We start from the raw sequence: 26,946 nt of genomic DNA, 5'->3' as shown, positions 1-26,946 counted from the left end.
CTGAACGTATAGTAAAACTAGAAAGATAAAGACACAAATCATATGGAGGGTTAACAAAATGAAAAAATCACTAACCAGTCTTTTATCCCTACTGCTTGTCGGTTCTCTGATCGGATGCGGTGCAAAAGAGACCCCAACGGCGAAACCGGCCGAATCTTCTGGACAACCTGCGACTAGTCAACCCTCACCAAAAACAGGCGGTAAGCTTACCTTGTATTCCCCGAATGCAGCTGAGCTTAATAACCCGATAATTAAGGAGTTTCAGGATCGTACAGGCATTGAGGTACAGTTGATTTCCGGCGGTACAGGTGATCTCTTGAAACGTGTACAAGCCGAGGCTACCAACCCGCTGGGCGATGTATTTTGGGCTGGCGGTGCTGATTCTCTTGAAGCCTATAAAAAATATTTTGAACCTTATAAAACAAAGGAATACGACAATATTTCTCCGCAATATGTAGACAAAAACAATGTGTGGACACCATTTGCCGCACTGCCAATGATTATCATGTACAACAAAGAACTGGTTAAAGCAGGCGAAGAGCCTAAGGGCTGGACGGATCTGCTGGATCCGAAATGGAAAGGGAAGATTGCCTATGCGGATCCTGCAAAGTCCGGTTCTTCCTATACGCAATTAATCACGATGCTGACAGCAAACGGGAAAGACCAAGGTTGGGGTTTTATTAAGAAGTTTGTAACCAACCTGGATGGTAAAGTATTGTCAGGCTCCGGCCAGGTATATAAAGGAGTAGCTGACAAAGAGTTTGCACTTGGAGTTACGCTCGAGGAAGCAGCTTATCGTTATGTGGAAGGCGGCGCCAAAGTTGGCATTATTTATCCATCCGAAGGAACTTCGGCTGTACCTGATGGAGCTGCAATCATCAAAGGTGCTAAAAATATGGAAGATGCGAAGAAATTTATCGATTTCCTAGTAAGTAAAGACGTGCAGTCTCTCATTCAAAAGGAATTCAAACGCCGTTCCGTTCGTAAGGATGCGGAAGTGATTCAAGGGATCGCACAAGCCAAGGATATCAAGCTCGTCGACTATGATTTTGATTGGGCTTCCAGCAAGAAAGACGAAAATATTAAACGTTTTGGTAAAATTGTATCTGGACAAGAATAAAGAGTTGATCAAATGAGCGGTGCCTTACTGTAACGGTCTAGGCACCTTTTTTTAGACATCGGAGGTAAATAACATGCAAAAAATCGTCTTTGACCACGTGACTAAATATTTCGGAACCGCCAAGGCGGTCAATGATGCTCACTTAACAATCCAAGAAGGGGAATTCTTCACCTTACTTGGACCAAGTGGATGCGGAAAAACAACGCTGCTGCGGACAATTGCCGGCTTCTACCGCCAAGAAGAAGGCGATATTTACTTCGGTGATCGTAAGATTAATGATGTGCCGACACATGAAAGAAACATTGGGATGGTTTTTCAAAACTATGCGATTTTTCCACATATGACCGTGTTTGAAAATGTGGCTTATGGATTAAAGGCTCGGAATGTGAATAAGAAAGAAATGGAACAGCGCGTAATGGAAGCGTTGGAGATGGTTCAGCTGCAGCACTTGCGAGATCGTGTTCCTTCTAATATGAGCGGCGGTCAGCAGCAGCGGATTGCTTTGGCACGAGCTATCGTTATTCGTCCAGGCTTGCTGTTAATGGACGAACCTTTATCCAACCTTGACGCCAAATTACGCATCAAGATGAGATCGGACATCCGGAGGCTGCAAAAGGAACTGAACATTACAACGATTTATGTAACGCATGATCAGGAAGAAGCTTTGGCTGTTTCCGACCGCATTGCCGTAATGAGTGAAGGTATCATTCAACAAATTGCGCCTCCAGAGGACATTTATGCCTATCCAGCTAACCAATTTGTAGCTAACTTTATTGGTACATCGAACTTTATCGAGGCTGAGTGCCGCGGCAGTAAAAGCGATCAAGGCGAAGCGGAGATTCAACTGCTTGGAACGTCCTTCCTACTGCCTCTCTTGAAGCCATACGAAGGGAAATCGCTGTTTTCGCTGCGTCCCGAGCGTATTCGGCTAGAATCCGAGAACACAGGCGAGAATTTGATTCGAGGTACTGTCGAATCTGTTACTTTCCTTGGTGAAAAAGTAAGCTATTTAATTGAACTTCCAAATGGCTTTGTGATCGACGTTCAAGAGCATGCTGTAGAACCGCATCAGCTGCGTAAAGTGAAACAGGTTGTATATGTGAATTTACAGCTAGATAAAGCAACGATGTTTGATGAAAGCGGCAAGGAGGCGGTCTACCGTGCAAGCCGTTAAGAGAAGCCGGTGGTTCTCCTTCAAACAATGGGACTTCTGGTCTTGGGTGACATTGTTTGTGTATCTCTTTCTACTCGCTTTTATCGTATACCCTTTATTCTCCTTGCTGTTCAACAGCTTTTTTAATGACCAAGGGATGTTCTCATTAGCCAATTACGCGAATTTCATCAAGCTGAAGTATTATTACAGTGCGCTATGGAACAGTTTGAAGGTATCCGTACTTACAACGGTGTTCTCTATCCTAATAGGTGTTCCTCTCGCGTATATCACGACTCGCTACAATGTGAAATTTAAAGGCATTATTCAAATTCTTGTAATTATGTCCCTACTTTCCCCTCCTTTTATCGGAGCGTATTCTTGGATTTTGATGTTAGGGAATAACGGCTTTCTAACACGCTTCCTGCATGATATTGGGATTCCATTTTCCTCTATATATGGATGGAAGGGCATTGTATTCGTCTTTACACTTCAGTTCTATCCGCATATTTATTTATATGTTTCTGGTGCACTAAAAACGATTGATACTTCGCTCGAAGAAGCGGCAGAAAGCTTGGGACGTTCAAGCTTCCACAGGCTTCGTACCGTTACAATTCCGTTGATTTTTCCTACACTGTCAGCTGGCGCATTAATGGTGTTCATGGCGTCGTTCGCAGATTTTGGTACGCCGATGCTGCTGGGCCAAGGTTTCAAGGTATTGCCAATCTTAGCCTATGAGCAGTTCATCAGTGAGATGGGTGGAAACCCCGCCATGGCTAGTACGTTAAGCGTGATCCTTATCATTTGTTCTACGAGTATTTTGTTTCTTCAACGATACTTTGTCTCCCGCAAAAATTATACGATGACGGGTATGCGTACACCGAAAGTAGAAATACTGGCGCCGCTGAAGAAATGGCTGTTTACTGGCTTTGCTTTGTTGGTCGCATGTGTATCGATTATTCCTCAGGCGACGGTCATTGTGACCTCCTTCATCAAAACAAAAGGACCGGTATTTCAAACTGGATTTAGTCTAGATAGTTATAAAGAAATTTTATTCCGCGTACCAAAGGCGATTTTGAATACGTACACCTACTCCTTAATATCCATCGTGATCATGGTCGTGATGGGGATGCTCGTAGCCTACGTGTTGGTGCGCAGGAAATCGAAGTTAACGGCGATGCTCGATTCCTTAATCATGATACCTTATGTCATGCCGGGAACTGTTCTGGGGATCAGCATGATCATTGCTTTTAATAAACCTCCTGTAGTGCTAACGGGGACATGGGTCATTCTGGTCATTGCTTATGTGGTACGCAAGCTGCCATACACGATTCGTTCCAGTACGGCGATCTTGTATCAATTGGATCGCAGCGTAGAAGAAGCTTCGATCAGCCTTGGCGTTCCACCGATGAAGACATTCTTCAAGACAACGGGACGTTTGATGGCACCCGGTGTTTTGTCCGGAGCGATTCTGAGCTGGGTCACGACCATTAATGAATTAAGTTCAACGATTGTTCTTTATTACGGGGCGACAGCAACCATTACCGTGACGATTTACAGTGAGGTATTTACCGCTAACTACGGTACAGGTGCAGCGCTGGCATCAATCCTGTCCCTCACCACGTTAATTTCCTTGATCATAGCTAATAAGCTTAGCAAGAAGGGGCTGCAGTTGTAACGGCTTGAGTGAAAAGCGTCTTTCATGAAGGCTCATGATTTCGGGAACCTGTCGTGCTACAATGAAAATGATTGTCATGATGAGCTTACCAGGAGGAACCATGAAGCTAAATAGATGGATAATTTGGGCCATAGCGTTACAACTGATCCTTATAATTGCTACCTCATTTATGTTTAATAATAAGAAATCGACGACTACAAGTGAAGAATCTGTTCGTGGAACGGCTCTATCCATCTGGGTATATAGTGAAGGCTTGGAAACCTCTATTAATGAGTTTCATCAAACGTATCCGAATATTGATGTGGATGTGAGATACTTCCGCTCGAGTGATCATTTATTTACGGAGTTAATGGCGGCAATATCCGCTAATGCAGCGCCGCAGCTTGCTGAAATTAAAAGCTTTTATGGGATTGCCCAGCTAGTGGATGCCGGAGCGGTGCTTCCCGTAGATAATTTATCCATACCGGAATGGAAGAAGCTGCAGCCAACGTTTACCGAGCCTTTCCATTATTCGGACCTAGATTGGGCGGTGCCGATCGGTGGAAGCATACCTATGCTTTATTACCGGGAGGAACTGCCCAAGAACTCTCAAAAGGGTTCGTTTACCGGATGGGGTGAAGTGTCGAATGCTGCAATGGAAACAAACTTGGTTGGGAACGACGGAGGTATTAAGGGGCATTGGGGGATTGCCATCGACAAGGAATTGCCTTGGTATCTAGATAGCTTAAATGTAAAGGAAAACCATGGCGAAACTGAGGAATATGGTAAGTTCAACTCTGCGATATCGATGTGGGGAGAGTGGGTTCATAACTTGAACATTATGAAGCCAATCACTCACCGTCGGGCTGCGAGTGATTTTATTAATGGAAAAATCGGTTTATTCCTAAGTACTTCTGAACAGCTGATGACGGTAGAACGATATATTGGAGGTAAGTTCCAATATAATGCCCAGTTGTTACCGGGCCTGGAACAACAGGGAATTGTGCCGAGTATCGATGGGATGATTGTTTTAAATCCAACACCAACCAAAGTGAAAGCGGCTAACAGCTTTATTTCCTATATGATCAGTGATACCACGCAAAATGCTTTATGGCGCAGCAATGGTTTAATTCCTTCGCGTTCCGATGTCCTACTGAAGCTGCAAGAAGAAGGGCAGTGGAATGCGAGTCAAAAGATGATTCTTGATTCGGTGCGTATGTTCTCGGCCAAGAAACCCGCAAAGATGGACTTCGAACGGTGGAGCTACACGCAATCCATGCTGGAGCAATTAGAGCAAGATACAAACCATGCGAAGGAAAAGTATTTTGAGGAAGAATACGAGACTTGGCTTCGCAAATAGACGAAGAATATACAGACATGAGATGAAGGTGGCGTACAACTATGCATGTAGAAAAAATATCCTTACCGGGTAGCGGTGAATGGAATGAAGATGCACTCGTTGACAATGAACAGTTACATTTATTTGGGGTACTGGACGGTGCAACTTCTCTGCATCCCTTTCGTGGTCCTAACAAAGAAACGGGGGGGTACTTGGCCTCACAAGTGATCAGACAGTATTTGGAGTCGCTTCAAGCGGAGGATGTCGCTGATTTGGATCTCAAGCAACTGGTTGTCCAGGCGAATATCCGATTAAGGGAGAAAATGGAAGCAGCCGGCATCCATACATCGGATAAAGCTGCTTTATGGACGAGTTCGCTCGCTCTCATCCGAATTGAGGATAACTATATCGATTATGCACAGGTTGGAGATTGTATGATCGTGGCAGTTTATCAGGACGGGTCGCTTCGGACGATTTCGCGTGATCAGGTCGCGCATATTGATCTTGAATCCAAACACATTTGGGAGCAAGGCATCGAGAATGGCATTGTGAAGCGAGAGGACCTTTGGGAACTCGTTAAACCGATCATTTTACAAAATAAATCGAAGATGAATACGATGGCCGGCTACTCTGTTATGAGCGGTGAACCGCATCTGGCTGAATTCATCGAATACGGTAGAATCAACCGCATTCAATTGAAGTCATTGCTGCTTGTTACCGACGGTCTTTTCCCGCATACGGAACGCGGAGGCGAACCGATTGACGTCATTCAGGAGTTGACCACTTCTATTACAAATAGCACATTGGCCGGTTATGCGGATTGGTTGTTCAATCTTGAATCAGATGATAAGGATTGCCTGCGTTACCCTCGTTTCAAGGTATCGGATGATAAGACAGGGATATGGATTCAATTTGAATAGAGTAAGCAGCCATTTTATTAATAGAAAGTAGTTGATATATGAGATTATCTGTCGGAAAAAAAATCATGCTTGGGATTGCCATCATTTTTGTGTTAATGCTTATCATGGCTCTATTTTCAATCAATCGAATGAATATCATGAAGGAACGAATTGATTCCATAACGGCTGTCTCTTTGCCCGGCGTAGAGTTAATCAATGAGTTGAATTTCGAGGTGGAGCATGTCATGCGGTTGACAATGATGCATCTAGAAGAAACGCTCAAGACCGGTAAAGACAGACAGGAAAGCAGTATTGCTCAAGTATACCGAAAAATTGATCTAACCATGACCGAGTATGATAAAAAGGCCGTCTTGGAAGAAGATCGAAAAAATATCGATGATTTTAAACTTAAATGGAACGAATATAAAGACATCAACAAACAGATTTTAGAAGTAAGTCAAAATAAGAATGGCGCCAAAGCTGCACAATTGCTTGCAGAAGCAGAAGGGCTAAATGTGAGCGTCCAGGCCATTTTTGACAAAATGAAAATATATAATAAAGGCGAGGCCGTTCATGCGACTAATGAAGCCATCGGTGCTTTTTCTTCCGCCAAGACGGGTCTGACCTTATTGTTGATCTTTAGCTTGCTTACAGCGGCAGCAGTCATTGTGAGTGTTCATCTTCTAGTTTCCAAAACCTTACATAAGGTTACTTCCCATATCGTTCAAGTAGCCAAAGGGGAACTAGATGTCCAGCCTTTAAAAGTAAGAAGCAAGGACGAGTTGGGGCAATTGGCCAAGGCAGCCAACGACATGGTTGTTCATTTGAGGGAAACTCTGCAGCAAACGGCAGCAACTTCTGCTCAGGTCGCTGTTTTATCCGAAGAGCTTGCAGCAAGTGCTAATCTAACAGCCGCCTCTTCGAGACAAGTTGCTACTGCCGTACAAGAAGTTGCTGGAGGGGCTGCTGATCAGCTCATCAGTACGGAAGAAGCAGCGAAGGCGATGGAAGAAATGGCGACAGGAATCGGACGAATTGCAGAAACGTCATCCGTCGTTTCGGAAAAGTCCGTTGAAACCTCAACGCAGGCCGAGCAAGGAAATGAAGCTATCCGTCAAGTCGTTGCTCAGATGGGATTAATCCAAGATTCAGCAACTACAACGGCAGACTTTGTTGGGCGACTGGGGCGGCGATCGGAGGAAATTGGTGCGATTGTATCGATGATATCTGACATTGCAACCCAGACAAACTTATTGGCACTGAATGCCTCCATCGAAGCAGCAAGAGCGGGTGCAGGAGGAAGAGGGTTTGCGGTTGTCGCGAATGAAGTGAAAAAATTATCTGCACAATCCAGTTCATCCGCTAACGAAATTGCTGCGTTAATCCATGAAATTCAAACAGAAACAAGGCACGCTGTAGAAGCGATACAATCCGTTACTCGTGAAGTTACGATAGGTATCTCTGTGGCTGAAACGACTAGTGAAAAGTTCGGTTCCATACTCGATTCTATTCAGCATATCAACAACGAAATTCAAGAGGTTTCAGCGATCTCAGAGCAAATGGCCGCCTCATCCGAGCAAATCACTGCATCTATTATCTCAACTGCATCGATTGCCAGAAATGCTAATGATAATACCCAGTCAGTAGCCAGCGCATCTGATCTGCAGTTGGTTTCCATGGAAGGTATTTCCTCATCCGCCTCACATTTGTCTGGTATGGCTGAAAGTTTGAAGCACTTGATCCTCAAGTTCAAGCTGTGATTACTTGTGCTAAAAGTGTCTAAGATCTAACTGTTAATAGTTAGGTCTTTTTTTTGTGCGAAAACTGGCGTCGGTAGTACCGACGCCAGTTATCTCCCTAATTGCTATTTCTGCTGGTTGTTTGCAAATTACTTCACTGTCTTATTATAAGCGGCAATTTTCTCCGAGATGTTCTTCGCAGCAGCGTCCAGGGCTTCTTTCGGCGCCTTCTTACCTGTAAGAGCTTCTTCGATCGCGGTTTCTACAAGCTGACGCGCTTCTGGGAATACACCCATTACTGCACCTTGTGTGGCTTTATTAGCTTTTGTATTGTGCAGTTGATCAATTGCGGTTTGGAATTGCGGGTATTTAGCAAGGTTATCCTTCACCAACTGCTCGTCGTAAGCTTTCTTCGTAATTGGGAAGTAGCCAGTGTTGACGTGCCACCAAGCTTGTGTTTGTGGTTTTACCAGGAATTTAATGAACTCCCATGCGCCTTTTTGCTCAGCTTCGGATTTGTTATTTAAGATGTAGAGACTTGCACCACCGACAACAACACCGCCATCTTTTGCATCAGCTGGTTTAGGCAGGGTGCTGGTTCCGACTTGGAATTTACCGTCAGCACCGCTCACGATCCCGCGTAGTGAGGCTGTGGAATCTAAAGTCATAGCGACTTGGCCAGCCAAGAATGCTTTCTTCGTATCATCCGTTTTGCGACCAAGGTTAGTAGCTGTTTTGCTGTCAACCATTTGCTTCCACCACGTCAAAGTCTTCACGCCTGATTCACTATTGACCATGGATTCCGTAGCTGCGGCTGTACGACCGTTACCATTGTTAAGGTATTCGGCACCTTGTCCAGCAAAGAACTGCTCCATGAACCAACCATAGATAGCGAAGGATGCGCCTGCTTTACCGTCTTTGCTTAATGCTTGAGAAGCTTTGGTGACATCTTCAAAGGTCGTTGGCGGCTTTTCGGGATCAAGACCGGCAGCTTTAAACATGTCTTTGTTGTAATAGAGGATTGGATTCGATGTGTTGAAAGGCATGGAATACAGTTTACCATCGAATTTATAGTAATTCAGAATATTATCTTCAAGTTGGGAGAGATCGAATTGATCAGCATCGACATACTTTTGAACTGGCGTAATGGCTTTGGAGTCGATCATGAAACGGGAGCCGATTTCGTATACTTGAATAAGAGAAGGACCGCTTTTGCTATCCATAGAAGCTTTCATTTTATTTAAGCTTTCATCGTATGTGCCTTGAAAAACAGCTTCAACTTGAACATCTTTCTGGGAAGAGTTGAAGTCTGTTACAAGTTTATCTACAGCTTTGCCGAGCTCACCGCTCATCGAGTGCCACCAGATAACTTTAACCGGTTCAGCCGATTTTTTTGTTTCTGCGGCAGCAGGAGAAGCGGATGATTTGACATCTGCTGTACTGCCAGATGTAGTCGTTTCAGCCTTGCCGCATGCGCTAGTCAATAGCACCATGAGTGCTGTTATTGCGATAGCAGAACTTCTCATTTTCAATGTCTTCATTTTTTTTGTTTCTCTCCCTTATCATTTCTATATTTATGGAAATCTGGGTCAGCTTATTGCTGAGCAGAGCAGCCATCTCGCATGGGACTAACCTTTTACAGCACCAGCCGTAAGTCCTCGAACGAGCTGCTTCAATCCGAGTACTAAAAGCAATAGAGAAGGCAGCAAGACGATAGTTACACCTGCTAAGACCAAGTTCCAAACAGTTAATTCTTCGAATTGAAGCATGGCGATACCAATTTGAACCGTTCGCATTGCCTCGCTGTTCGTGATGAGAAGTGGCCATAAGTACATGTTCCACGAGCTAAGGAACGCATAGACGGCAAGCGTTGCAAGTGCTGGGCGACCTAAGGGCAGTACAATTCGGAAAAAGCAGCGAAAGTGTCCACAGCCATCAATCCGCGCTGCTTCAAACAGCTCCTTAGGCAGCTGTAAGAAAAATTGGCGCAACAGGAAGGTGCCGAAAGCAGTCGCCAGGAATGGAACGGTTAAGCCCTGAATGCTATCGAGCCAGTCCCATTTTTTGACTGTCAAATAGTTGGGAATGATGGTGACTTCCCATGGAATCATCATGGTGGCCATGAATATCGCGAAGATGGCGGCTTTACCCTTGAATCGAATGTTAGCAAAGGCGTAAGCGGCCATACTGGAAGTAATGAGCTGTCCAGCCGTAATGATGATCGAGACGACCAAACTGTTGGCTATAAATTTGCCGATGGGGACTAATTGGAACACGGCGACTATACTGCCGATATAAAAGCTGCTCGGCCAGAAGCGGGGCGGATAGGCAGAAGCTTCCTCAGGTGTCATGAATGCTGCAGTAAACGTATAAAAAATAGGGTACAGCACGAGTGCAGCGGATATGATCAGCAGAACATAAACGAAGGTATTTTGTAATCGATGGGTCATTGATAGTGCACATTCCTTTCAAAAACTTTAAATTGCACAACGGTGAAAATTAGGATGATAGTGAACAGGACAAGTGCTTGAGCACTACCCGTCCCGAATCGGAAGTTAATGAAAGCATCCTGATACAAGCTGTATACAAGGACATCTGTGGAATTAACAGGACCGCCTTTGGTCAAAATGTGAATCTGTCCGAAGGACTGAAATGCACCTATAATCGACACAATGGTGACGAAGAACACCGTCGGTGAAAGCAAGGGGAATATGATTTGGATAAAGGTACGGAATGGACCTGATCCGTCGATTTTGGCGCTATCATAGATCTCTTCTGGAATTCCTTGTAGGCCACTTAGAAGAACGATGTAAGTAAAGCCAAGATTCATCCAGACCGTCATCATAGAAACGGAAAACAGTGCCCAACTTGGATCTGTTAACCAAGCCACTGGCTCTAAGCCAACAATGCTCAGCAAGTAATTCAACATTCCGACACTTGGGTGAAATAGCATGATCCAGATCACCGCAGAGGTTCCTACGGACAGAACAACAGGCAGCGAGAAGATGAATTGGAAGATCCTCATGCCCTTCAAATGATTGTGTGTAAGTGCGGCGAGCAAAAGCGCAAGAGCAATGCCGGTTGGCACGGTAAGAAGTGTAAAAAGACCTGTGACTTCCAAACTTTTATAAAATCGCTCGGAAGTAAAGATAGCAATGAAGTTATCGAAACCAACGTAAGAAGCAACCCTTCCTCGCGGATCAGTCTCGTGAAAGCTCAAATAAAAAGTTTGAAGCAGGGGGTAAAAAAGAAAGATAGCAAACAGCAAAAGCGAAGGGAGTAAGAAAACATAACCAAGCAGCGTTTCCGCTAATTTCTGATTGATAAGCGCACGGGGAGGTTGCCCGGCTTTTACGTTTGTTTTGGTTGTTGTTGATAGTGGTAAATCTCTATCCATCGTATTCATGCGTTGCTCCTTCACGAACGTTATTAGACTAGTACTATGCTATTAGCTTAACGATGCTTTATTTGACCCATGTTAAATACAGATTAATTTATTGTGTATTTATCCAACTTATTTACGTAACCTTTACGAATAAATACTGGGCAAGAGCGAGCCGTTTCATCTATAATTTGAGCATAGTAGAAGCTTACAAGTTGGGAGTGACAAACAATGAACAAACATCAACCGATTGTAATTGGACATCGCGGAGCGGCTGGGGAAGCGCCGGAAAATACGCTGGCTTCTTTTTCATTAGCTATGGAGCAAGGGGCAGAAGGTATCGAACTAGATGTACATATAACGAAGGACGGAGAGATTGTCGTCTGTCATGATGCTACGCTCGATCGAACGACGAATGGTTCCGGATTTATTTGCGAACACAAATGGAGTGAGTTGAAGTCGTTGGATGCTGGGTCTTGGTTCTCAGAGGCGTTCACTGGGGAACGGTTACCACTTTTGCGTGAAGTATTCGATTTATTGCCGCGAGGGTTCTTCATCAATGTGGAAGTGAAGCATGCTTATGAAGGACGAATGGAGAAGGCGCTTCTAGCATTTTTACGTGAAAGCAGCCGAATGGAGGATGTGGTCATTTCTTCTTTCGATCACAAGGTGATTCGCCGAATTAAGCAGGCTGAGCCTGGGGCGAAGGTAGGGTTGTTATACGCTGCAAACCTTATTGATCATACTGCTTATACAGGCCAAATGGGTGTAGATGTGTTTTCGTTGCATCCTCATCACCAATGCATTGAACAAGGAGATGTTGCAGCGGCAGTATCCTCTGGGCTTGCTGTTTATCCTTATACGGTAAATGACTTGGCCGATTATCATAGGATGATTGCTTCCGGTGTTTCAGGAATAATTACTGATTACCCAGCTAGGCTAAGGGAGCTAATAAACCTATAGTATGGTAGAATATGGGTATCACAGTTTGGAAGGGGAGACGTATGAGCGAAAACAGTTTAACTCAAATTGGGCAAATCTCAGTAAATGCAGCTGACATTCCTAGAGCCGTTGCTTTTTACCGCGACACATTAGGCATGAAGTTTTTGTTTCAAGCTCCTCAAATGGCTTTTTTTGATTGCAATGGCATTCGATTGATGCTAAGCCTTCCTGAAAAACCTGAATTTAATCATCCTGGCTCTGTCATTTATTATAAGGTTGGGGACATTAGGCAGGTCTATGAGGCTTTTCTAGAACGAGGAGTGTCTTTTATTAGTGAGCCGCATGTGGTAGCCAATATGGGCAGCTTCGATATTTGGATGGCTTTCTTTCAGGATACAGAGGGAAATACCTTGGCGATTACCAGTGAAGTCCCTAATGGAAATTAAAATGTTAATAGAGAGAGACCTTTGCAGTTGGATGCATGGGTCTTTTTTTATAAAGATCGTCCGTCAGTGAACTGGTGTTCGCTATTTCGATGCCTTTTGACGATGAGGGCGGAATCCGCGCTTAAAGTATGCGGGAGCGGCGGTGAGGTTGGAGAAAGTGAGCTGTGAGGTCGATTTTCGAGGTCTCAGCTGAAGAGGGAGAAGCTGAGTGGGCGAATAGGCTCGGGTTTCGCGCTTTCGGCTTGAGGTGGTAAAGATAAGGGCGGAATCCGCGCTTAAAGTATGCGGGAGCGGCGGTAAAGTTGGAGAAAGTGAGCTGAGAAGTCGATTTTCGAGGTCTCAGCTGAAGAAGGAGAAGCTGAGTGGGCGAATAGGCTCAGATTTCGCGCTTTCGGCTAGAGGTGATAAAGATAAGCGCGGAATCCGCGCTTAAAGTATGCGGGAACGGCGGTGAGGTTGGAGGAAGTGAGCTGAGAAGCCGATTTTCGAGGTCTCAGCTGAAGAGGGAGAAGCTGAGTGGGCGAATAGGCTCAGATTTCGCGCTTTCGGCTAGAGGTGGTAAAGATAAGCGCGGAATCCGCGCTTAAAGTATGCGGGAGCGGCGGTGAAGTTGGAGAAAGTGAGCTGAGAGGTCGATTTGTGAGGTCTCAGCTGAAGAGGGAGAAGCTGAGTGGGCGAATAGGCTCGGATTTCGCGCTTTCGGCTTGAGGTGGTAAAGATAAGCGCGGAATCCGCGCTTAAAGTATGCGGGAGCGGCGGTGAATGAAGGACGAAAAACCTTCGTTCCTTCCAAGAGAGAAGTTTGCATGGAAATAAGCAAATAACGTCTTATTTTCAAGGCGTTAGCGTCAAAGAAAAAATTCCTCCAAGAGCGGGTACTACGCAAAGTTAGTACTATCAGATTCCAGGCAAATGCATACAATGGAATTATGATCAGGTATTAAGAGAAGCCCAAAAGCTTATGTGTACGAATCCAGTTTAGCCAAAGCTCAGCTCAGCCGTTGCTTACGAAGATAGCTTTGCTAAAGCAAAGCTCTTAGGAGGAGTCCCAATGTTCAAATGGTTGTTTGTTGCTCTGTTAAAGCTGTTGCTTCCCCTATTGCGTCCAGTTTTGATGATAAGCTTTAAGGTTAAAGTCAGGGGGATGGAGCGGCTCGATTTGACGGAGAAAACGGTGCTTATTCCTAATCACGTATCTTTGCTGGATGCAGTGCTTTTAGCTCTGATACTGCCGAAGGAAGTAGCATTTGTTGTAAACACAAGGATTGCAAAGCGTTTTGCTTGGCTGCTCCTTTTTCGGACGCATATCTCGGTAGATCCGTTGAACCCCTACTCCGTACGAAAGATGCTGAAAACCGTGCAAAATGGAACACCGCTTGTTGTTTTTCCAGAAGGACGAATCACAACAACTGGGGGCATGATGAAGGTGTATGGCGGGATTGGTTACATTGCTCTGAGATCACAGGCACGCATGCTGCCAATTGCGATAAATGGACTTGAGCATTCGAAATTATCATATCTTCGCGGCAAATTGAAGCAGATCTGGTTTCCGGCAGTAAGCATTACGTTTGGCGAAGCTTTTCAAGTACCCATGAGTGAACATATCTCGAGGCGAATTCAGAAGGAGCGGGCAACGGATATCATTCGCAGCCGCATGCAGAATCATTTGCTGGAAAGCCGAATGAAGCCTGAGTTTAATTTATTCAACGAGTTGCTAATAGCTGCCAAACTTCATGGCAAATCTACGTTAATTTGTGAAGATATCATAAGTGATTCCGCATTAACATACCGCAAATTACTGCTCACAACGTATACGATGGCGGGGCTTCTAAAGCAGCTTCTTAAGGAACAGAACCGTACTGCAGTGTTATTGCCTAATGCTGCGGCACATGTAGTTACCTTGTTTTCATTATTCCGATTAGGAGTAACACCGGCGGTATTGAATTATTCTGCTGGAAAGCAGACGATGTTGGATGCTTGCGAAACAGCCGCTGTAAAGACGGTAATTACGTCCAAAGCGTTCATCGATAAAGCAGGACTTGCCGATTTTATCGATACCGCTAGCGGCGCTTTCAAGATTGTTTATCTAGAAGATGTTAAACAAAGTATCACTTTTAAACATAAATGTGCCGGTATTTATCACTATATACGGAAAGTTCACGGACCGGTTGGCTCAGGAAAGAACGAGGTTGTTCTTTTTACATCAGGCAGTGAGAGTAAACCGAAGGGTGTCGTCCTTACACACCGTAATATATTTGCTAATATACAGCAGGCAAAGGCTGTAATTGCCTTTAACGGATCGGACATTGTGCTGGGCACGATGCCGATGTTTCATTCCTTTGGATTGACCGCGGGAACGATGCTGCCCATACTTTCCGGTATGAAACTGGTGCTCTACCCTAATCCCTTACATTATAAAGTCATTCCGGAGCTAGTCTACGATCGAAATATTACGATTCTGTTTGGGACTTCAACTTTTCTTTCGGCCTATGCGAGAACAGCGCATCCGTATGATTTTGCCCACTCCCTCAAATATGTCGTGGCTGGTGCTGAGAAGTTGAAGGAGGAAGTCCGGCAAACCTGGTCCGATAAATTCGGGATTCGTATTCTGGAGGGGTATGGCACAACGGAGACAGCGCCCGTCATTTCGCTTAACACACCGATGTATGCAAAGAAGGGTACTGTGGGGCGATTGCTGCCAGGTATGGATTACCGTTTGGAAAAGGTGGAAGGAATTGAGCTTGGCGGTAACTTGTTGGTGAAGGGGCCGAATGTGATGAAAGGTTATCTCATTCATGGTCAAGGCTTCGTCCCTTGCCCGGAGTGGTATAGCTGCGGAGATGTTGTTCTGATGGATGATCAAGGGTATATCTCGATTCAAGCAAGGTTGCAGTCTTTTGCCAAAATTGGTGGGGAGAAAGTGTCACTGCCGATGGTGGAGGAGCTTGTAACTGCAAGCTTGCCGCCTCAGGCGATATGCGCAGCGGTTAGTGCGCCGGATATGCGTAAAGGGGAGCGGATTGTTGTCTATCATAATATCCCCGGTGTCCAGCTTCAGCAAATCAGGGAGTCGATGAAACAGCAGGGTCATCCCTCCTTCTATATGCCTTCGGAGCTTCGTTATGCCGAAAAATTGCCGCTTCTAGGAAGCGGGAAAGTAGACTATGTGACGCTCAAACGATCGGCGCTAAAGGATGATCATGAAACCTAAGGAGCGAAATGTTATGAAAATGAATCCACTTCAGACGCTGTATGTGACGCAATTTCTTTCCGCTTTTGCCGATAATATGATTCTCTTCATTACCTTGGCGATCATTAAACAAAATGCATTCCCTGATTATTATATTGGCGTTGTGCAAGCCTGCTTTCTTATTGCCTTCGTCATTTTCGCACCATTCGTTGGGGCCTTTGCAGATAAAAATGCGAAATCCCAGGTCCTTCTCGTCGGAAACGCCATCAAAGCCTTTGGTATTATAGCTCTGTTCCTGCATCTTGATCCTGCTGTCAGCTACGGAATTGTCGGGATAGGAGCCGCGGTATATTCACCGGCCAAATATGGCATCCTGCCTTCGCTTACGCATTCGGAAAGCGAGCTGCTGAGAGCTAATGCACGTATTGAGGGCTACACGATTATGGCTATTCTCATTGGCTCTGTGTGTGGCGGTGTTTTGGCGAAAATCTCGCTTACCGGGTCTATTGTTGCTTGCTTCGCGCTATACTTGATTTCATTACTTTTAACGCTGCAAATTCCTAGAATTTCAGGCAATTCGAGCATACGCTACGTCAAAGAGGCCAAGGCATTCCTAACGGATATGAAGCTCTTGTTAAAAGATCGTACGACTCGCTTTTCTCTAGTAGGTACGGGCTCATTCTGGATGACTTCCTCCGTCGTCCGTCTTGCGATTATTGCATGGGTGCCGGCGCATCTAGGCATACAGTCTGTCGATCAGATTTCGATGCTTGTTGCCGTCACGGGCATAGGTATTATGGTCGGAGCGCTCATGACGCCCAAATTGGTTCCGGCACGCAAATATTATAATTCCTATGTATTTGGGATTGTAATGATTATCAGTATATTACTGTTCCCTCTTATTACTAACTTATATGTCACCATAGGTCTTCTGCTTCTAGTTGGCTTCAGCGGCGGCGTATTTATCGTACCGATGAATACCGTGCTTCAAGATAAAGGCCAGGGAATGGTGGGGGCTGGCAAAACAATTGCTGTACAAAATTTCCTTGAAAATTCAATGATGCTCGCAGGTGTAGGCATATATACACAAATATCCAAGGATGGATTATCACCTGATATCTCGATCACGGGAATTGCTGTTATACTCGCTGGCTTCGTAGGATATCTGATTATACAGCGTCAACGCTTGAAAATCGTCGTATAAGTTAACCTTCATTCAGAGATGACCCGATAACGGTTAACGCAGAAGGTACAATCTCGATTTGGAGCGGTGTTGATCCGGCAAATTCTCCGTCCGCTTGGATGAGTAAAGGAATTTGTGTACGAAGTGAAATCGACGTCCCTTTATAGAAAGAAACAGCGGGATGATGAATATGCTTGCCTTGATAAACGGTGAAAAGAATGGGCAGCAATCGGTATCGCCCTCTGCTTTGAATCACGATAACATCGGCTGCGCCGTCGTGAGGAGAGGCAGCAGGGCATATTTGTATGGAGCCACCGTAAAAGGGGATATTGGCAACAGCTGTAAGCCACATGTTAGGCAATTCATGAACCGTGCCGTCAACTTCTAACCATGCTGTACACGGTTGGTAAGTGGCGAACACTCTTAGGATCGAGATAAAGTAGGACAGCTTACCGAGTCCAATGCGATTGAGTAATTTTTTGTAACTAGCCTCATTTGTCAATTTGGCCACCATACCATCGAAACCTGCCCCAATGCTATTCACCGCAATAATTCCGTTCCTTGTACACAGAAGATCAATTTGGACTTTCTTAGTCTCCGATATCGCGGCTTCTAGGGCTTGTATAGAATGGGTTGGAATGCCATAGGCCTTGGCAAAATCGTTACCTGTTCCTGCAGGAATGACCGCAAGTGGACAGTTTAATCCGGTATTTTGTAATTGCCATAACCCTCCGGCAGTCTCATGAATCGTTCCATCCCCACCGATCACGATCAGCTTATCGATACGGTGCTCTTGAACAAGTCTGATGGCGTACTTAGTGGCTTCTCCTGCCTTTGTCGTTATTTTTGCCATATAAGAGATATGGTTTAACTGTAGATAAGTCTCTATTTCTTTCCAAATGCTAGCTCCTCTACCATCCCCCGAAAGAGGATTCACGATAATTCCAATCAACTTCATTTCTATTACCTCCTAACTATCATGAAAATGGAATAAATTGTATACAAAATTTCTTGATTTATGTCTACTTTTTACCTAATTTTGTCTTTACATCGTGAACGCTGTTTTGTAGAATAAACCGTAGGTTAATTAGTAATCTTTCATGTAAGGTTTTATCACATCAGCAAATGAAATGGTTTTAGTAGTGTACTGGACAAGAAAGTAAGACTACAAGATCTATCACTCGGGAGGAGAACGGGAGACTTTGAAATTCAAAACGAAATTGAATGTGAGTAACTTGAAGAACGTAAGAAATATGAGAGCTAACCTGTCCATCCTTCGAAACCTTAAACTACGTTTTAAACTGCTGCTTATGAACGCTATCGCTATTTTGTTCCTACTAATTGTAGGTATTACGGGTTATTATTATATGGATAAGATGTCTAGTAATTCTACTAGAATGTACGAGGAAAGTCTGCTATCTGTCAAATGGATTAATCAATTGAAATCAAATTTTAATGAAACTGAAGCCAATCTGCTAGAGATGATGCTTTCGACTGATGTGAAATACAAGGTCAAATTAAAAGTTAAATTAGATGAAAACAGTGCCAAGAATAAAGAGCTGGTTACTAAAATAGAGGGAATTGCCTTAAATCAAGAGGAAACTGTCGCTTTTAAAAGCTTTGAGGAACTGAATCTGAAGTACCGCGATGTTATAGTCAGAACAATAGACCATGCTACCCAAAATAATCAAGTAGCCTACCAAGTGTATAACAATGAGGTTTCACCTCAAGGTGATAAAACGATTGAAGCACTTGATAAATTGGTACTGCTCAAAGAGTTTGCTGCTGAACAATTTGAGCGTTCGAGCAGCGCAGATTCTAAAACGTCACACTGGGTTATTATCCTTACCATTGTTATCGCAATCATCGTAATGACGGCAAATGCACTAGCATTAAATATGATTATTACGACGCCAATTCGCAGATTGCAGGAGCATATGGAGAAAGCGGCTAGCGGTGATCTCTCAGTTAAAGGGGACTATCCTTATGAGGATGAGGTCGGTAAATTGACAGGCTCCTTTAATGTCATGACCGAAAGCTTGCGCAGCTTAGTCAAACAGATTGCAGACAATGCGTTGACACTCTCGGCGAGCTCGGAAGAACTTCTGGCGAGTTCGGAGCAAAGTTCCATGGCTGCGAAACAGGTAGCGACATCTAGTCAGCAGCTATCCGAGGATTTCGAGAAGCAGTTTGCTGGCGTGAATCAAGCGAACGAGGCTGTTCAGCAAATGCTTACAAGTACGAAGCTCATTGATGTGTCAGCCCAAGAGGTTGCTGAACTTGCAGAACAAGCAACCCAAGCAGCACAAAACGGCAAACAATCCGTGGTGTCGATTGCCGGTCAAATGACGGAAATCTCCGATGCTGTTCGTGAAGTCAACGATGTGATTGAAGCATTAGGTAAAAATGCTTACAAAATTGGCGAGATTGTCAATGTCATCAATGAAATTTCCACACAAACGAATCTTCTCTCTTTGAATGCTGCTATTGAAGCAGCTCGTGCTGGAGAAGCGGGTCGCGGATTTGCTGTTGTAGCAGGAGAAGTGCGTAAGCTTGCTGAGCAATCATCTTCGTCGGCACGCAACATTACGGAGCTTGTTTCCACGATTCAAAGACAGATCAATCACGCTGTAAGCTCCATGCATGCGGGAGCAGGCAAAGTGGAAGTTGGATTATCGATTTCGGGGAAGGCGCAAGAATCCTTCGTCCATATTGAATCATCCGTTGAAAAAGTAAATGCGAAAGTGGAAAGTGTGAACCTGAATATTCACCAACTTGTTGATGCTAATTTACGCATAGAACAAGTGATGGGTATCGTGAGTGCTGTTTCGGAAACAGGGATTTGCGTCAGTCAAGAGACATCGGCGGCCAGTCAACAGCAAATGTCGACGACCGAGGAAATTGAGAATTCGGCCAAGTCCTTGGCCGGACTGGCTGAGGAATTACAAATTTCTTTGCAGAAATTTACAGTGTAGAGTGATGACCGCGGGCGGTTTGCCTGCGGTTTTTTTTGTTTGGGCCGCCGCGGAAACGGATGTATTCATCGCTAAAGTGCGGGAGCGCAGGGAAGTGACTTGATAGTGAGAAAAACACGCTTAAAATCGGAGTATCCGTCCGGAAACTCCGGCTGTCTCGGAGGCTCGAATGGAGCGAAAGTGGTGCGTGACGTCTGAGAAAGACTTCTCAGCTGCTGAGAGCAGGCAAGTTAGCAGGTTTGCGTCCTGAGAAGGCATAAAGGGGCGTCTCGAAGGCTCGAATGGAGCGAAAGTGATTCGAGACGTCTGAAAAAGACTTCTCAGCTGCTGAGAGCAGGAAAGTTAGCGGGTTTGCGGCCTGAGAAGGCAGAAAAGGCTGTCTCGGAGGCCCAAATGGAGCGAAAGTGGCGCGAGACGTCTGAAGAAGACCTCTCAGCTGCTGAGAGCAGGCGAGTTAGCGGGTTTACGACCTGAGAAGGCATAAAGGGGCGTCTCGAAGGCTCGAATGGAGCGAAGGTAGCGCGAGACGTCTGAAGAGGACCTCTCAGCAGCTGAGATCAGGCAAGTTAGCGGGTTTGCGGCCTGAGAAGGCAGAAAAGGCTGTCTCGTAGGCCCAAATAGAGCGAAAGTGGTTCGAGACGTCTGAAAAAGACTTCTCAGCTGCTGAGAGCAGGCAAAGCAGCAGGATTTTTGATTTGAACAGTATTACAATGTTTAAGAGTTAATATTTAACTTGGTTATTAGCTTCCCAAATCGCCTGTGTATTCTTGTGAATATTGTAACCTCTAACGCATTTTATACCCTCACCAGCTGGCTTAAGGAGTGATCTTTCAGACATCGATTTAAGAATTCGGCTGGCTTTTCTTGAGTTGAAATGAAGCAACTGGCTTACGTTACTTGGCTTAAGAGCTCTTCCAATCGTCAAAGCCAAACGAATTATTTCCTTCTCTATGTAATCGATTTTAAATTCTGATAAATACATCCCGCCAAGGTAACGCCCCATAAACTGCTGCAGGGTTTGTTCACACATGCGAGGGCGATCTTTGACATCATCATAGGAAAAGCGTAAAATCTTCCATCCATCAATAACGAGGTGATTTTGGCGATTGCATTGATCGGCAAATTGAGTGCGGCTTACTTGGGAAGAATGTGTACCGTAACCATCAATTTCGATGGCGAGTTTGAGGGAATGACGTAGAAAAGCGAAGTCTAGGAAGCGGGTACCGTCGCGAAAGTCTTTCACTTCATACTCAGGGTGCAGGTCGTTAAAGTTACCGAATGCTGGCCACCAAACCTGATAAAGAAATGTTTTTTCGGCATGGCCATGGCCTTCTTTCAGCCTTCGTAATCGTTCCCCTTTTCTAATAGCTAGATGTTGAGACAGGTAATTATCATGTTCAGTGTGCATAAGTTTGTTCATTTACGTGACCTCCCCATAGAAATAAATAAGCCGCTTTTCTAGTTCAGCAATTGCTGAACCAGAAAAGCGGCGTGTGCTTCACGGCCGTATTTTAGTGTTTATTTGTAAGAGTATGTGTCTTGTGCAGCCATTTGTTCTATGTGCTCAATGTCTACTGTCTTTAACAGATAATATCATAAGAACCTTTAAAGAGATAATAGCAGCCCTAACTTTGAATTCACGTTGACGATGGCTCGTAACTGAATGGTGAGGTTTGCTTTAACGTTTTGAAAGGTATGTTTGGTTTGAAAATTTTTGAATGTTGATGTTCGGCTTTTTACGTTTTTGAAAGATTGTGTTTGGTTTGAAAATACTGAATGGTGAGGTTTGGCTTTTTGAAGGGTGTGTTGGTTTGAAAATTATGAATGATGATGTTAGGTTTATACGTTTTGTATGGGCTAATCAAAAGCGTAGGGTTATAGATAGACGTGTACGAATGCTAAAAGAAAAAAGTGTTGAAAAACAAGTATATTTACATGTTGACATTTCACTGATTTTCATATATAATTTATGAATTGATTGAAATGAACCATATAAACACTTAAAACCAAACCTCATTTACCCCACACGAACGATTAGCGAGAAGAAAGTAACCCCCTCTCCTTGTTTGTTTTTCTCCCAATGTGCAGTAAAAATCAGCTCATTTATGGTAAACCCGAGGCAACGTCAAGTGTTTCGGCAGCAGGTGTTTGTTAAGCAATTCGTACTGGCGCGGTCATTGGAGCCGCAAGGATGGAAGAGAGGTAGGGCTTTCATTGTTTTGATTCCAACACATTAATTATGCATTTTCATAGATATCAATGATAGCAAGTATAAGGCTGTTTTTATCTATTTTAGGGATAAGGATGGCCTTTTTCTATTGCAAAAAAACAAAATCGTTCCCGCCCTGACACCAGGAGTGAGAACGATTTTTTGCTTACTGGTGAAACCCAGCGCATTCCTTTACAATTATAATTAACAGTTTACACGTAAAGGATGGTAGCTATGATTTGGAATATGAATTGGACATTTTTACTGCTGGCAATCATATTTGAAACCGTGGGAACGACGGCTATGAAGATGTCGTCAGGCTTTACAAGATTAGGTCCGGCTATTGTTATGGGTATCTGCTATATTCTATGCTTCACCTTACTGACGCTGGCTTTAAAGCAGCTCGATGTCAGTTTGGCCTACGCCATATGGTCTGGAGTAGGGACAGCACTCATCACGATCATCGGCATATGGTGGTTCAATGAATCGGTTTCCACACTGAAGGTGGTTTCCATTGTTCTCATCATCTTAGGGGTTATTGGTCTACATATAAGCAGCAGTGGGGACGAAGGTCAATCGAAGGTCTTGCAAGCGCAAAATTCTTCAAAGGCAATAAACTCAGACACGAAGGATTAGATGAAAGTGAGGCGGAAAAACCTATGAGCGAGCATCGTTTTGAACTAAAAGCGGAGTGGTCCGGAGGCTTGGACGGCACAGGTCATATCCGAGCAGGTAACCTAGTCTCGGGGATTTCAGTGCCAAGCCAATTAGATGGTCCTGGCATAGGGACGAATCCGGAGGAGATGCTGCTTGGCGCGGCAGCGACCTGCTATTTAATCACACTCAGCATGCTGCTGAAGCGTCTAGGTATTGCATCGATCGAGCTGAACTCAGAGATATTCGTCCATAGCAGTCCGGCGATGAAGGTGGATAAAATCATTCACCGGCCGCGAATCTGTATCCCAGCTCATACTTCACAAGAGATAACGGATAAAATAAGCAAAGCCGCCTATCGTGCTGAACAGACTTGTATGATCAGTAAAGCATTAAAAGGGAATGTTGAGGTCATCGTGGAACCTGACATCCTTCTATTGAAGGAGTAGACGATTTTATCCCTATAGCATCCAAACCTATCCCTAGGATCACAAAATGTGGGTCATTTATAATCAAAAGTAAGCAGTGCAAAGGCGCCAACACTAGGATGGTGCGTGATTCAGTTTGGAAGGAGTCTGCCATCGTCGATGAATTTGAACAAAAAAGTGTTTATCGGTTTTTTAATGTTCATTATTATTCCTTTGTTCGTACTAGGCTCCGCTGTTTATACAGTATCTCAGCAGCTAATTGAGAAGAAGTACGGCGATTTGACCGAGGTCACTTTGCAGGCGATTTCCCGTAATATTTATTACATGTTCAAGGAAGCCAATTACTTTTCGGACTTTTGGATGGTAAAAGAGAGCATTCAGGGTATCTATCGAACGATCGATGAGGTGAAGCCGAATGAAAACACGCTCTCGTCTTATGACTTGAATACCTTTGATACCTTGCTGCGCGGCTCCATATTGACCTATTCACCTGTGCAATCCGTCGCGATTTATAATAATACCGGCAAATCGTTTAGTGCGGGGCGCGGGGGTGGAAGCGCTTTGCCGTGGACAGCGCTGACACAAAGCACCGCATTCCAGCACATACAGGAATTGAACGGAAGTCCACTCTGGATTGGACCTTCCGAATATAAGGAGTTCGGGACGGGGCGCGGGGAATTTTATCAAGCGAGATTGGTCAAAGACTTCTGGACGATGGACAACTTGGGGTTCATGCTGCTGAAGTTCAAATTCAATGAGCTTGATCAAATTTTCAAATCATTCAATACGAATGAGGAAAGCTCTAAGCGTTATTTGCTCGTCAACAAAAGCGGACTTATTTTTTATGATAATAAGCAAAATTTAGAAGGTGCCAATGTGCTGCAGCTGTTGCCTGGTAAATTGGATCTGCAGCTAAACAATAACAGTTTCCAGGCGAATTTTCAGAATGAAAAAAGCTTAATTTCACTCTACCATTTAAATATTAATCAGATGGGGGTTCAGGATTGGAGCGTCGTGTCGATCACCTCATGGAAGTATGTGGCCGGGGAAATTGAGACGATTATGAAGCTGGTCGCTGGGATTACGTTCGTCTGTTTATTTTTTGCCCTTGTGTACAATCTGGTTTTCGTAAGACGAATTGTTCAGTTGATTCTGCGTATGCTTTCCTCAATGAAAAAGGTTGAACGCGGTGATCTGACGACTCGTATGGAGGAAAGCGGTAAGGATGAAACGTCTGCTCTCGCTAGAGGATTCAACAGTTTGGTTGTGCGTGTAGAGGATCTTCTGGAAGAAGTCAAACGTCAGCAGGACCGTAAAAATAAGGCCGAGCTAATGCTGCTGCAAGCCCAGATCAAGCCGCATTTTCTTTTTAATACACTAGAATCCATCAATGTGCTAGCGATCCAAAACCAAGGGAAGAAAGTCAGCCAAATGGTGTATCGGCTTGGGAATCTGCTGCGCATTGGAATGGAAAACAGAGAAGAGATTTCACTAAAGCAAGAGCTCGAGCATCTGAAAAGCTACCTCGAAATTCAGGAATTCCGATTTGAAGATCAATTTCAATATGACATTCAAGCTCCGCCTGAGCTTTTGGATTATTGCATTCTCAAGCTTACTCTCCAACCATTGGTAGAGAATAGTTTGCAGCATGGTTTTGAACCCATTGATTATATGGGCATGATCGCCATAAAGGTTGTGGATGAAGGAGAACGGATTGCTCTTTATGTGACGGATAACGGCATCGGTATAAGTACGGAGAAATTAGCTAAATTCCATTATAAAACAGAGCTAGAGACGCCATTTCACGAAATATTGGGCGCGAATGAAGAACGAAGAGGACTTGGTGTCAGCAATGTAGCTGACCGGATACGGATCCAATATGGCGCACACTATGGCATGTTCATCTGCAGTCAAGAAGGTCAAGGTACGACGATGAAGATCGTAATCCCAAAAAATAAGGGGGAAGGCTTATGAGGCTAAAAGCGATATTGGCAGATGATGAGCCTAACATTCTGCGTAATTTGCAGGCGGTTATTCCTTGGGATGAACTGGGGATTGATATTGTTGGAACGGCCAAAAACGGAGTGGAGGCGCTGGAACTTAGCTGCCAGCATGTGCCGGATCTGGTCATGAGTGATATTCGTATGCCGCTAATGGATGGCATTACGTTCGTTCAGAAGCTGCGTGATATTAATGAAGATTGCACAGTGCTTATGGTGACAGGTTATCAGGATTTTGAATATGTACGTTCGTTGATGCGAGTTGGCGTGAGCGATTACATATTGAAGCCTATTAACTATGAAGAGTTAGAGAATTCGATAAGCAAATTGTCGAAAGAAATTAGGGTTAAGAAGCGAAGTGAGCAAGAAGAGCAGCAAAAGTGGGGCAAAATGAGAAATTTGGCCTATGAGAAGATCTTGCAGGACGTTTTGATGAATTATACGGAAATTACGCCGAATACGCTGCTTCCGATTGATGAAATGGACCTTGAAACGTTGACCTATTTATTTGCGATGATCGATGTGGATGATTACTCACAGAAATCACTGCCTTGGACCGAGCAGGAGCGGAAACTATGGAATTTCGCAGTACGAAATGTATTTCAAGATTCGTTAACGGATGAGAAATTGAAGTTCACCGTACTCCAGATCCGCGAAGGCGAGTGGTGTGTAATCATACAATGGGATGAAACCGGCGAAAGCGCCGCATTGGTGAAGTTAAATGAAATAGCTGCTCAACTTCAGCATAACGTTTCCCAATCGGTTAAATTAGGCATTAGTGTAGGCATCTTTCCGGCAGCTGTTGGACTTCGTCAGCTCTCTGAGGCCTATCGGAAGCTTCAGCGATTCATGCAGCTTAATCTGGGGAAGCAGGAATCCGTGCTGTTGTATAAAGAGTCCAAAGAGCCAGCTGATGCGAACAGCTCCTTATGGTATTTGGTGGAGGAGATTGTAACAGGACTTAAACAGCTAAACCGTCTCAAAACGGAGGATGCCTTAAAGCGCTTAAAATTATTGCTTGAAGGTCTGTCTGACAGCTCCTTTGCCAGGGCCTATCAGATGCTGCATTTCCTCATTCTTCATTTGCTCCGCGAATTGCGAGAAATGAATTCCCTTGATTTTCAGGAGGAAGAACAGATATGGTGTCAACTGGATAAGAGCGAGAGCATTCAACATTTGCTTCAGGTTATGGTACAGCTTGTAGCACTTGGGCTGGAGGGGACGAATAAGAAGAAAAACAGCGAACTCCTCATGACAGCGGCGAAAGAATATATAAGAACTCACTATTCGAATGATTTCGGGATCGAGGATATATCGAGCTCTTTAGGCATAAGCTCCAGCTATTTTAGTTTATTATTTAAGCAGTATTTTGGAGAAACCTTCGTAGAATATGTCACGAAACATCGGATGGAATTGGCGAAGTCGATGCTGCTCCATAGTGATAAAAGTATTACGGACATCGGAAAATCAGTGGGATACATCGAACGGCGATATTTTACCAAAGTATTTCAAAAGTTTACTGGCGAGATTCCATCAGAGTTTCGCGAAAAGCGCAAAGAAGCGAAGTAGAGGATTTTGCCCCTTTATAAGGAATTTGTGGGTCTTTAGGACAAACTACCGTTATTTTATACTT

The 26,946-nt window shown here is 44.4% G+C and carries 20 protein-coding genes; 15 read left to right on the top strand and 5 right to left on the bottom strand.

The window, feature by feature from the left end:
- The first annotated feature begins 58 nt into the window (after positions 1 to 58).
- From QFZ77_RS32420 to QFZ77_RS32395, 6 genes are all read left to right on the top strand, one after another.
- Entirely contained in the window at positions 59 to 1,120 is a 1,062-nt protein-coding gene (locus QFZ77_RS32420; protein WP_307446409.1) for an ABC transporter substrate-binding protein, read from the top strand.
- Between the two features lie 73 nt (positions 1,121 to 1,193).
- Positions 1,194 to 2,294 carry an ABC transporter ATP-binding protein gene (locus tag QFZ77_RS32415; protein ID WP_307446406.1) on the top strand — a complete coding sequence of 367 codons (1,101 nt, stop codon included), beginning with the start codon at positions 1,194 to 1,196 and terminating at the stop codon, positions 2,292 to 2,294.
- Positions 2,281 to 3,948 carry an ABC transporter permease gene (locus tag QFZ77_RS32410; RefSeq protein ID WP_307446403.1) on the top strand — a complete coding sequence of 556 codons (1,668 nt, stop codon included), beginning with the start codon at positions 2,281 to 2,283 and terminating at the stop codon, positions 3,946 to 3,948. Before QFZ77_RS32415 ends, QFZ77_RS32410 begins: the two co-directional genes overlap by 14 nt.
- Positions 3,949 to 4,048: 100 nt before the next feature.
- Positions 4,049 to 5,287 (top strand): extracellular solute-binding protein, encoded by a 1,239-nt coding sequence (locus tag QFZ77_RS32405; protein WP_307446400.1) that lies wholly within the window; start codon positions 4,049 to 4,051, stop codon positions 5,285 to 5,287.
- Between the two features lie 41 nt (positions 5,288 to 5,328).
- On the top strand, positions 5,329 to 6,186 hold the full coding sequence (locus tag QFZ77_RS32400) for a protein phosphatase 2C domain-containing protein (protein WP_307446398.1): 858 nt from the start codon (positions 5,329 to 5,331) through the stop codon (positions 6,184 to 6,186).
- Between the two features lie 38 nt (positions 6,187 to 6,224).
- Positions 6,225 to 7,925, top strand: coding sequence for a methyl-accepting chemotaxis protein (locus QFZ77_RS32395; RefSeq protein ID WP_307446395.1), 1,701 nt, complete (start codon positions 6,225 to 6,227; stop codon positions 7,923 to 7,925).
- A 128-nt stretch (positions 7,926 to 8,053) separates the two neighbouring features.
- Here the strand turns inward: QFZ77_RS32395 and QFZ77_RS32390 are convergent, their stop codons facing one another.
- The 3 genes from QFZ77_RS32390 to QFZ77_RS32380 all read right to left on the bottom strand — a co-directional run bounded on the left by QFZ77_RS32390 (position 8,054) and on the right by QFZ77_RS32380 (position 11,310).
- Positions 8,054 to 9,445, bottom strand: a complete 1,392-nt coding sequence (locus QFZ77_RS32390) for an ABC transporter substrate-binding protein (protein WP_307446392.1) — start codon at positions 9,443 to 9,445, stop codon at positions 8,054 to 8,056.
- An 87-nt stretch (positions 9,446 to 9,532) separates the two neighbouring features.
- Positions 9,533 to 10,354, bottom strand: a complete 822-nt coding sequence (locus QFZ77_RS32385) for a carbohydrate ABC transporter permease (RefSeq protein WP_307446390.1) — start codon at positions 10,352 to 10,354, stop codon at positions 9,533 to 9,535.
- Positions 10,351 to 11,310, bottom strand: coding sequence for a carbohydrate ABC transporter permease (locus QFZ77_RS32380; protein ID WP_307446387.1), 960 nt, complete (start codon positions 11,308 to 11,310; stop codon positions 10,351 to 10,353). The genes QFZ77_RS32385 and QFZ77_RS32380 overlap by 4 nt, the downstream gene beginning before the upstream one ends.
- 207 nt (positions 11,311 to 11,517) lie before the next feature.
- On the opposite strand from QFZ77_RS32380, the gene QFZ77_RS32375 reads away from it, so the two are divergent.
- From QFZ77_RS32375 to lplT, 4 genes are all read left to right on the top strand, one after another.
- On the top strand, positions 11,518 to 12,249 hold the full coding sequence (locus QFZ77_RS32375) for a glycerophosphodiester phosphodiesterase (RefSeq protein WP_307446384.1): 732 nt from the start codon (positions 11,518 to 11,520) through the stop codon (positions 12,247 to 12,249).
- Between the two features lie 41 nt (positions 12,250 to 12,290).
- The gene (locus QFZ77_RS32370) at positions 12,291 to 12,674 is read left to right on the top strand and encodes a VOC family protein (protein ID WP_307446381.1); all 384 of its coding nucleotides are present in this window, start codon (positions 12,291 to 12,293) and stop codon (positions 12,672 to 12,674) included.
- A 1,051-nt stretch (positions 12,675 to 13,725) separates the two neighbouring features.
- Positions 13,726 to 15,885, top strand: a complete 2,160-nt coding sequence (locus QFZ77_RS32365; protein WP_307446379.1) for an AMP-binding protein — start codon at positions 13,726 to 13,728, stop codon at positions 15,883 to 15,885.
- A gap of 13 nt (positions 15,886 to 15,898) precedes the next feature.
- The gene (gene lplT, locus QFZ77_RS32360) at positions 15,899 to 17,068 is read left to right on the top strand and encodes a lysophospholipid transporter LplT (RefSeq protein WP_307446377.1); all 1,170 of its coding nucleotides are present in this window, start codon (positions 15,899 to 15,901) and stop codon (positions 17,066 to 17,068) included.
- Between the two features lies 1 nt (position 17,069).
- On the opposite strand, the gene QFZ77_RS32355 is transcribed toward lplT, so the two are convergent.
- Positions 17,070 to 18,005, bottom strand: a complete 936-nt coding sequence (locus QFZ77_RS32355) for a diacylglycerol/lipid kinase family protein (RefSeq protein ID WP_307446374.1) — start codon at positions 18,003 to 18,005, stop codon at positions 17,070 to 17,072.
- 244 nt (positions 18,006 to 18,249) lie between these two features.
- Between QFZ77_RS32355 and QFZ77_RS32350 the strand changes: the two genes are divergently transcribed.
- Entirely contained in the window at positions 18,250 to 20,022 is a 1,773-nt protein-coding gene (locus tag QFZ77_RS32350; RefSeq protein ID WP_307446372.1) for a methyl-accepting chemotaxis protein, read from the top strand.
- Positions 20,023 to 20,743: 721 nt separating this feature from the next.
- Here the strand turns inward: QFZ77_RS32350 and QFZ77_RS32345 are convergent.
- Positions 20,744 to 21,442: a DUF559 domain-containing protein gene (locus QFZ77_RS32345; RefSeq protein WP_307446369.1), complete on the bottom strand. Its 699-nt coding sequence runs from the start codon at positions 21,440 to 21,442 to the stop codon at positions 20,744 to 20,746.
- A gap of 1,023 nt (positions 21,443 to 22,465) precedes the next feature.
- Between QFZ77_RS32345 and QFZ77_RS32340 the strand changes: the two genes are divergently transcribed.
- From QFZ77_RS32340 to QFZ77_RS32325, 4 genes are all read left to right on the top strand, one after another.
- Complete coding sequence (locus QFZ77_RS32340) at positions 22,466 to 22,867, top strand: DMT family transporter (protein WP_307446366.1); 402 nt, start codon at positions 22,466 to 22,468, stop codon at positions 22,865 to 22,867.
- A 23-nt stretch (positions 22,868 to 22,890) separates the two neighbouring features.
- Complete coding sequence (locus QFZ77_RS32335) at positions 22,891 to 23,334, top strand: OsmC family protein (RefSeq protein ID WP_307446364.1); 444 nt, start codon at positions 22,891 to 22,893, stop codon at positions 23,332 to 23,334.
- A 138-nt stretch (positions 23,335 to 23,472) separates the two neighbouring features.
- Positions 23,473 to 25,287, top strand: coding sequence for a sensor histidine kinase (locus QFZ77_RS32330; RefSeq protein WP_307446361.1), 1,815 nt, complete (start codon positions 23,473 to 23,475; stop codon positions 25,285 to 25,287).
- Positions 25,284 to 26,882, top strand: coding sequence for a response regulator (locus QFZ77_RS32325; protein ID WP_307446358.1), 1,599 nt, complete (start codon positions 25,284 to 25,286; stop codon positions 26,880 to 26,882). The genes QFZ77_RS32330 and QFZ77_RS32325 overlap by 4 nt, the downstream gene beginning before the upstream one ends.
- Positions 26,883 to 26,946: the final 64 nt, after the last annotated feature.

It is taken from the genome of Paenibacillus sp. V4I3 (genome assembly GCF_030817215.1).
Classification (GTDB): Bacteria; Bacillota; Bacilli; order Paenibacillales; family NBRC-103111; genus Paenibacillus_E.
The sequence above is the reverse complement of the archived record's forward strand: the minus strand, read 5'-3'. Positions and strand labels throughout refer to the sequence as shown.